Consider the following 8,445-nt stretch of genomic DNA (forward strand, 5'->3'; position numbering starts at 1 on the left):
CAGAGCCACCCCGTTGACCCGCCCCCCCCGCCCCCGGCCCGAGGCAGCCCCGGGACGCCGCCTCCACCACACCCCAGCCGGAACAACCCCGCCCGACTGCTCCCGCCGCACCTCGCCCGGAGCAACCCCACCAAGCCGTCGCCCCACCTCCGCCGGAGCCGCCCCACCGAGCGGCCCCCGACGCCCACCGGCCGGAGCCGCCCCATCGAGCCGTCCCCGATGCCCACCCGTCGGAGTCACCCCGTCAAGTCGCCCCCGACGACGCCCGCCCGCCAAGGCAGCCCCGTCGACCCGCCCCCACCGGGCCCCGGCCGGCGTCACCCCGTCGAGCCACCCCCACCGCGCCTCCACCGGAGCAACCTCGCCGAGCCGCCCCCGTCGTCCCACGGCCGGAGCCACCCCGTCAGATCGCCCCCGCCGCACATCCATCCCCCGGAGCGGGCCGGTTCTGTTCCGCGCAGCCTCCCGTTGTCGGCGGCCACCACCGCCCGTCCCCCGCATCGCCGTCCGGATCAGGATCAGCCCGGCCGCCACGAGGCAGCCCAGGACGCCCACAGCCGTCCAGCGGCCCGGAGCGCCCAGCGCCAGGGCCGCGCCCGCCCAGGCCGCCACGGCGGGTGGCAGCAGGCGGAGGTCCGCCGGACCCTCCTGGTGGGGGTTCGCCGCCCCCAGGCGGTTGTCGGAGGCCGCGTGGACCGCCGGGCGCGTCGGGCGCGTCGGGCGCGTCGGGGGGATCGGGTGCGTCGGGCGCCCCGGGCGTGTCACGGTCGGACCAGGGGGCGCAGATCGGCGAAGCGGCGGTCGCCGATACCGTTCACCTCGCGCAGTTCGTCCACGGACCGGAAGCCGCCGTGCTCGGTGCGGTAGTCGAGGATGTGTCGGGCGAGCACCGGGCCGACCCCGGGCAGCGTGTCCAGTTGCTCCGCCGTGGCCGTGTTGAGGCCGATGGGTTCCGCCGGGCGCGCCGGGCCCCCCGTCGGCGCCACGGCGCCGGGTGGGGCCGGTACGCCCACCACCACCTGTTCGCCGTCCATCAGCACCCGCGCCCGGTTCAGCGCGGTCGTGTCCGCGCCCGGCTCGACGCCCCCCGCCGCACGCAGCGCGTCGGCCACCCGCGATCCCGCCGGCAGCCGCAGCACCCCGGGCCGCCTGACCTTGCCGCCCACGTCGACCACCACACGGCCCGCCGCCACCGCGCCCGCCGCAGAGGGCGGTGACGACGGCGGAACCACCGCCGCCGCCCGGACCGTCTGCGGAGCCCGGACCGGCCTCGGTCGCGCCGACCAGAAATGCTGGGCCGCCAGGACCCCCGCCACGACCAGGACCACGGCGAGGGCGGCGAGCATCCTGGGCTCCAGACCACAGCGGAGCTGAAGCCACAACGGCAGCCGCTCGCCCACCGCCTGGGCCACCCGCTCCCGCCTCCGCCCCGTCGGCGGGAGCGCGGGATCCGGCGCCGCCGGCCCGGACGGCACCGACGGCCCCGAAGGCCCCGCTGACGTCAGCAGTTCGGCGGGGGTCGACGACCCGGCAGGAGGCGGGACACGCCCCGGTCGCGCCGAGTCCCGCACGCCCTCCCCCGTACGCCTCGGCGGTGACAGTCCGCCACCCCTCGGGCCGTCGGCGAACAGCGCGTCCGCCCGCAGCCGCAGAGTCGTGGACGTCGTGGATCCGCCCCCGCGAGAACGCGAACGGAGACGGCGACCGCGCCGTGCGCGGCTGTCGGAGCCCGGCGCCCGGCCCGGGCCACTGGTCGGAGAACTGGTCACGGAACGTGTTCGGAAGGTCATGCCTCAACACGTTAGGCACATCCGCCGAACCTCGCGGATCACCCTCAATTCCGGTGGACAACCAACCCGTTGTGGATAACTCCGTCACCCGTACGAGTCACGCACACGAGCCACGCACGTGAGCCACGCACACGAGTCATGCGCACCTGTCATGCACAGGAGCCACGCACACGTGTCAGCGCGGCGAGATCACAGCCCCCAGCAGCCCCGGCCCCGTATGCGCCCCGATCACCGCGCCCACCTCGCTGACGTGCAGATCCACCAGCCCAGGAATCCGCTCCCGCAGCCGCTCGGCCAGCGCCGTCGCCCGCTCGGGCGCCGCGAGATGGTGCACCGCGATGTCCACCTGGCCGGCCCCGGCCCGCTCCGCCACGATCTCCTCCAGCCGGGCGATCGCCTTCGACGCCGTCCGTACCTTCTCCAGCATCTCGATGCGCCCGCCCTCCAGCTGCAACAGCGGCTTCACCGCCAGGGCCGAGCCGAACAGCGCCTGGGCCGCGCCGATCCGGCCGCCCCTGCGCAGGTAGTCGAGCGTGTCGACGTAGAAGTACGCGGACGTCCCGGCGGCCCGCTTCTCCGCCGCCGCCACCGCCTCGTCCAGCGTGCCGTCCGCCTCCGCCACCTCGGCCGCCGCCAGCGCGCAGAACCCGAGCGCCATCGCCACCATCCCGGTGTCCACGACCCGCACGGGCACCGGAGCCTCCTTGGCGGCCAGCACGGCGGCGTCGTAGGTCCCCGAGAACTCGGCGGACAGATGGAGCGAAACGATCCCGCTCGCGCCCGCCTCGGCGGCCGTACGGTACGTGGCGGCGAACACGTCGGGGCTCGGCCGGGACGTCGTCACGGAGCGTCGCTTCTGGAGGGCGATCGCCAGCGAGCGGGCCGAGATCTCCGTGCCCTCTTCCCACGCCCTGTCGCCCAGCACGACGGTCAGCGGGACCGCGGTGATGCCGTGCCGCTCCATCGTCTGGGGCGGCAGGTAGGCCGTGGAATCGGTGACGATCGCGACATGGCGGGACATGAGCGGGAGGTTACCCGCCGTTGCCTCCGGTCGGCAGCCCGGGACCACCTCAATGATCGCTTCCGTCCGGACCGAGGTCGAATCCGTCACTTCCGGCGCCCGTATTCCGGTCCCGGTCAGTTCGTGGTCTCCGGGCGGGCCTGCCTGGCCTGCTTCTGCCACGGGTAGACGTTCTGCCGGGGGTCCGGAGGCTCGATCGCCTCCGCCCTCGCCGCGTCCGTCCTGCCGTCCGCCGCCGGTTCCTCCCCGTGCGAGTCCACCGAGTCCACCGTCGACCAGTGCCGCAGCGCCCCCGACTCCACGTCGATCTGCTCGCTCAGCGACGCCAGATCGTCCTCCGCGAACTTCCGCGCCCGGTCCCGCGCCGCCCACCGCAGCGAGTCCGCCGAACGCGTGATCCGCTCCGTACGCTCCCGCAGACCCGCCAGCCGCTCCGCGACCCTCGCCCGGTCCGGGTCCCGCTCCATCTGCCTGAGGTCGTCGTCCAGCTCCCTGCCGTGCGCGCTCAGGCGCTCGAACAGGGCGACGGACTCCGACAGCGAGGCGTCCTCGGCCGCGCCCGCGTGCAGCGCGTCCTGCGTCGCCTTCATCGACGTACGCAACCGGACCCGCAGCTGCGCCAGCTCGCCCGGTACGCCCATCTGTCCCATGCTCCGCGCGCGCAGCGTGGTGTCCTCCACGGTCCTGCGGGCCTGCGAGATCGTACGGTCGACCCCGCGCTTGGCCGCCTTGACCGCCTTGACGCTCGCGAACACCCCCAGCGCCACGAAGGCGACGAAGAGTAGCGCCAGGATCAGGATCACGGCTTCCATGAGCGCCCCTCGGGGGTTGGGTCGGAACTTGTCATTCGTCCGTCACGCCTTCCACCGTGGCCGCCGTGGCTTCCACTGTGGTTCTTCCACCGTAAACGGAACGGGCAGGCAAAGGGTTCCGTACGAACCCTCAACCTGCCCGTAAGGGGAAGCCCTAAGCAGCCCCATCAGCCGTGAACGACCCTGAGCGGACCTGAGCCGCCCCGCCTCGCCGGCCCCCCGCCGTCACACGACGATGTTCACCAGCTTCGGCGCCCTGACGATCACCTTCCGGATCGTCGCCCCGCCCAGCGCCGCGACCACGGTCGCGTCACCCAGCACCAGCGCCTCCAGCTCCGCGTCCGAGATCGACGCGGACACCTCCAGACGCGCCTTGACCTTGCCCTTGATCTGCACCACACACGTCACGGTCTCGTCCACGACGTACGCCGGGTCGGCGACCGGGAAGTCCTGGTGCACCACCGAGTCGGCGTGGCCCAGCCTGCGCCACAGTTCCTCGGCGATGTGCGGGGCCAGCGGCGCGATCAGCAGCACCAGCCGCTCGGCGACCGTGCGCGACACCGGACCGCCCGCCTTCGTCAGGTGGTTGTTCAGCTCGGTGACCTTGGCGATGGCGGTGTTGAACCGCAGCCCGGCCATGTCCTGCGCGACCCCGTCGACGGCCTTGTGCAGCGCCCGCAGCGTCTCCTCACCGGGCTCCGTGTCGACCACGGTGACCTCGCCCGTCGTCTCGTCGACGACGTTGCGCCACAGCCGCTGCAACAGCCGGTACTGGCCGACCACCGCGCGCGTGTCCCACGGACGCGAGACGTCCAGGGGGCCCATCGCCATCTCGTACAGGCGCAGGGTGTCCGCGCCGTACTCCGCGCAGATCTCGTCCGGAGTGACGGCGTTCTTGAGGGACTTGCCCATCTTGCCCAGCACGCGCGTGACCTTGGCGTCCTGGTACCAGTACCCGCCGTCGCGCTCCTCGACCTCCGCGGCCGGCACCGCGATGCCCCGGCTGTCCCGGTAGACGAACGCCTGGATCATGCCCTGGTTGTAGAGCTTGTGGAACGGCTCGACCGACGAGATGTGCCCCAGGTCGTAGAGCACCTTGGACCAGAACCGCGCGTACAGCAGGTGCAGTACGGCGTGTTCCGCGCCGCCCACGTACAGGTCGACGCCGCCGTGCGGCTGCCCCTCACGGGGGCCCATCCAGTACTGCTCGATCGCCGGGTCGACCAGCTTCTCGCTGTTGTGCGGGTCCAGGTAGCGCAGCTCGTACCAGCAGGAACCGGCCCAGTTGGGCATGGTGTTGGTCTCGCGCCGGTAGCGCTTGACCCCCTCGCCCCGGCCCAGGTCCAGCTCCACGTCCACCCAGTCCTGCTTCCGCGACAGCGGCGGCTCCGGCTGGGTGTCGGCGTCGTCCGGATCGAACGTCCGTGGCGAGTAGTCGTCAACCTCGGGCAGTTTCAGCGGCAGCATCGACTCGGGCAGCGCGTGGGCGGTGCCGTCCTCGTCGTACACGATCGGGAACGGCTCGCCCCAGTAGCGCTGGCGGCTGAACAGCCAGTCGCGCAGCCGGAAGTTGACCGTGCCCTCGCCGATGCCCCGGGCCGCCAGCCAGTCGGTGATCTTCGCCTTGGCGTCGGCCACGCCCAGTCCGTCCAGGCCGATCTCGTCGTTCGCGGAGTTGACGATCTTCGCGTCGTACGAGGCGAACGCGTCGTCCCACTCCGCCGGGTCGGCCGGCCGGCCGTCGGACGGCTCGACCACACAGCGCATCGGCAGCTCGAAGGCGCGCGCGAACGCGAAGTCACGGCTGTCGTGCGCCGGGACGGCCATGATCGCGCCGGTGCCGTACCCCATCAGGACGTAGTCGGCGATAAAAACGGGCACGGGCTCGCCGCTGACCGGGTTGGTCGCGTACGCGCCGGTGAAGACACCGGTCTTGTCCTTGGCCTCGGCCTGCCGCTCGACGTCGGACTTCGACGCGGCCTGCTTGCGGTACGCGTCGACGGCCTCGGCCGGGGTCGCGTGGCCGCCCGTCCACACCGCGTGCGTGCCGGCGGGCCAGGCGGCGGGGACGATCCGCTCGACCAGCTCGTGCTCCGGGGACAGCACCATGTACGTGGCGCCGAACAGGGTGTCCTGACGGGTCGTGAACACCGTGATCGCACCGGCGTCACCGACCGGGAAGTCGACCCGCGCGCCTTCGCTGCGGCCGATCCAGTTGCGCTGCTGCGCCTTGATGGCGTCCGGCCAGTCCAGCGCCTCCAGGTCGGCCAGCAGGCGGTCGGCGTAGGCGGTGATGCGCATGTTCCACTGGCGCAGCTTCCGCTTGAAGACCGGGAAGTTGCCGCGCTCGGAGCGGCCCTCGGCGGTGACTTCCTCGTTCGCCAGGACCGTGCCCAGGCCGGGACACCAGTTGACGGGGGCGTCGGAGGTGTACGCCAGCCGGTACTCGCCCAGTACGTCGGCGCGTTCGACGGCGTCCAGCGCACTCCAGGGGCGCCCGTCCGGCGTCGCGCGCCGTCCGCTCTCGAACTGCGCCACCAGCTCGTCGATCGGGCGTGCCCTGTCCGCTTCGTCGTCGTACCAGGAGTTGAAGATCTGGACGAAGATCCACTGGGTCCACCGGTAGTAGTCCGGGTCGATCGTCGCGAAGGAGCGGCGCGTGTCGTGACCCAGTCCCAGCCGGCGCAGCTGGACCTTCATGTTCTCCATGTTGGCCTCGGTGGAGGCCCGGGGGTGCGTACCGGTCTGCACCGCGTACTGCTCGGCGGGCAGGCCGAAGGCGTCGAAGCCCAGCGTGTGCAGGACGTTGTGGCCGGTCATGCGCTGGTGGCGGGCGAAGACGTCCGTGGCGATGTACCCGAGCGGGTGCCCGACGTGCAGTCCGGCGCCGGAGGGGTACGGGAACATGTCCATGATGAACTTCTTGGGCCGCGCGACCAACGCGGGGTCCCCGGCCAGGTCACCGGTGGGGTTCGGCGCCTCGTACGTGCCCTCGGCGGCCCAGAGGTCCTGCCAGCGTGCCTCGATGTCGGCGGCCATGGCAGCCGTGTAGCGGTGCGGCGCGGCCGTCTCGGCGGCAGCGGAATTCGTCTCGCTCATGATCCTTCGAAGCTCCATCGATCGTCTCTGCCTGCGGCGAATGAAAAAGCCCCTCGCACAGGAGGGGTCAGCCGCGCCGATTCCGACCGGATCTTCCATCCGTCGGGACTGATCAGCGCGGCCCGCCGAGCAGAAGGCGTACGGCACGCATGGCGTCAGGGTACCGCAGGGCCCGGACGGCCCGCACCGGAGATCCGGCGGGGCGGGTCGGCGGAGCCGGGGAACGTGATCGGGAGGACCGGCGTGTCGGGAACGGAAGGAGCGGCGCGCCCGGAGGACGGCGACCGGCGATCGCCGGGGAGGGCCTTACTCCGCGTATCGCCCCTATCCGGGGCAAGCTCAAAGTCGGTTACCTCACCTTCCCTTGGTTAAACCTGAGAATCGGTCTCTGCCTGGTATCGCTCCACTTAGCATGCGGCAACGGGACCGCTTTCCCGAGCCATTCGGAGTCGACCCCCATGAACCCTTCAAGCAATCGCAGGATCAGTTCGTCGCCCGCGCTGGACCCCGGCATGAGCCGGCAGGTCCAGGGCGGGCTGACCGTCGCCGCACTGGTACTGGTACCCCTTCTCGCCGTCGCGACAGGCGACGCCTTCCGCGCCGCGCTCGATTTCGCAGCCGGCGTGCTTTCTCTCGTGTCACTGACGGCAGCCGTCGCGTGGGGGCTGATAGCCACCGACCGGTTGCTGCTCTCCTCGCGGCACCGGTTGCTCGCGCAGGGCATCCACCGGGCGACGGCCGTGGCCTCGCTCGGCTTCCTGCTGCTGCACGTCACCGTCAAGGTGTCGCTGGGGCACGTCTCGCTGATCGGCGCCGTGGTGCCGTTCGGCCTGGGGATGACCGGTACGAACGGTCTCATCGGTTTCGGTTCGCTCGCCGGACTCCTGATGATCGTCGCCGCCACCACCGGGGCGATGCGCAGTGCCTTCGCCACGCCCGGCCGCATCGCCGGCCGCTGGCGGGCGATGCACATGCTCGCGTATCCGGCCTGGTGCTTCGCCCTGGTGCACGGCCTCTACACGGGCCGGCCTGCGGCGACCTGGGTCACCACGATGTACTGCGTCTCGCTGGTCGGAGTGGCGGCGGCCGTGTCCCTGCGGCTCCTCCCCCGCCCGGTCCAGAACCGGATCGCCGACCAGCTGATCGCACTGACCGGCGGGCAGCGCCGCACGACGGAGCCGGAGCAGTCGCTCCGGGACCTGTCGTCCGACCCGCTGCCCGGAGCGACGGGCCTCACCCCGCGGCCCGAGTACGAGCAGCTGCGGCGTGAGCCGTCCTTCTCGGCACAGCCGCTGGGTGCCCCGCTCGGCCGGCCGCGGACCCCACCGCGGCTCGCCCCGCCGTCCCCGCCGCTGTACGAGGCGGAGCGGGCCCCCATGGGCCTGTACGCGGGCGGCTCGGGCGCTTCGGGCGGCGACGCGCTGTCCGACGCCTTCGCGGACCCGTTCTCGGGCCGCACCCCCGATCCGGTGTCCGGACCCGGAACCGGCCTCTCGGCCGGCTACCGCGCGGTCTCCCTGGGTACGGACCCCACCACCGTTCTCCCGGTCACACCGCCCTACGGCGCGGCGCCAGGATCCCCGTCCGGCCCGCTGTCCGGTCCCCCGTCCGGCGACGTCCCGCTCGCCGAACGCATCCCCATGACCGAGGAACTGCCGATCATCACCGAAGAGTCCACCGGCCGTCCCGGCTCCTGGCCGGCGCCCTCCCCGCCGCCCCCCGG

5 protein-coding genes are annotated in these 8,445 nt (G+C 72.5%); 1 reads left to right on the top strand and 4 read right to left on the bottom strand.

The window, feature by feature from the left end:
• Positions 1 to 761: 761 nt before the first annotated feature.
• The 4 genes from GT042_RS17505 to leuS form a co-directional block, all read right to left on the bottom strand.
• Positions 762 to 1,790: a ComEA family DNA-binding protein gene (locus GT042_RS17505; protein ID WP_161309646.1), complete on the bottom strand. Its 1,029-nt coding sequence runs from the start codon at positions 1,788 to 1,790 to the stop codon at positions 762 to 764.
• 175 nt (positions 1,791 to 1,965) lie between these two features.
• Positions 1,966 to 2,811, bottom strand: coding sequence for a DegV family protein (locus GT042_RS17510; protein ID WP_161309647.1), 846 nt, complete (start codon positions 2,809 to 2,811; stop codon positions 1,966 to 1,968).
• Positions 2,812 to 2,927: 116 nt separating this feature from the next.
• Positions 2,928 to 3,623, bottom strand: coding sequence for a hypothetical protein (locus tag GT042_RS17515; protein WP_161309648.1), 696 nt, complete (start codon positions 3,621 to 3,623; stop codon positions 2,928 to 2,930).
• A gap of 225 nt (positions 3,624 to 3,848) precedes the next feature.
• Entirely contained in the window at positions 3,849 to 6,722 is a 2,874-nt protein-coding gene (gene leuS / locus GT042_RS17520) for a leucine--tRNA ligase (RefSeq protein ID WP_161309649.1), read from the bottom strand.
• Between the two features lie 512 nt (positions 6,723 to 7,234).
• Here leuS and GT042_RS39160 point away from each other — a divergent pair.
• A partial coding sequence (locus GT042_RS39160; RefSeq protein ID WP_237530886.1) for a hypothetical protein occupies positions 7,235 to 8,445 on the top strand: 1,211 nt, incomplete at its 3' end.

The organism is Streptomyces sp. SID3212, from assembly GCF_009865405.1.
Lineage (GTDB): Bacteria > Actinomycetota > Actinomycetes > Streptomycetales > Streptomycetaceae > Streptomyces.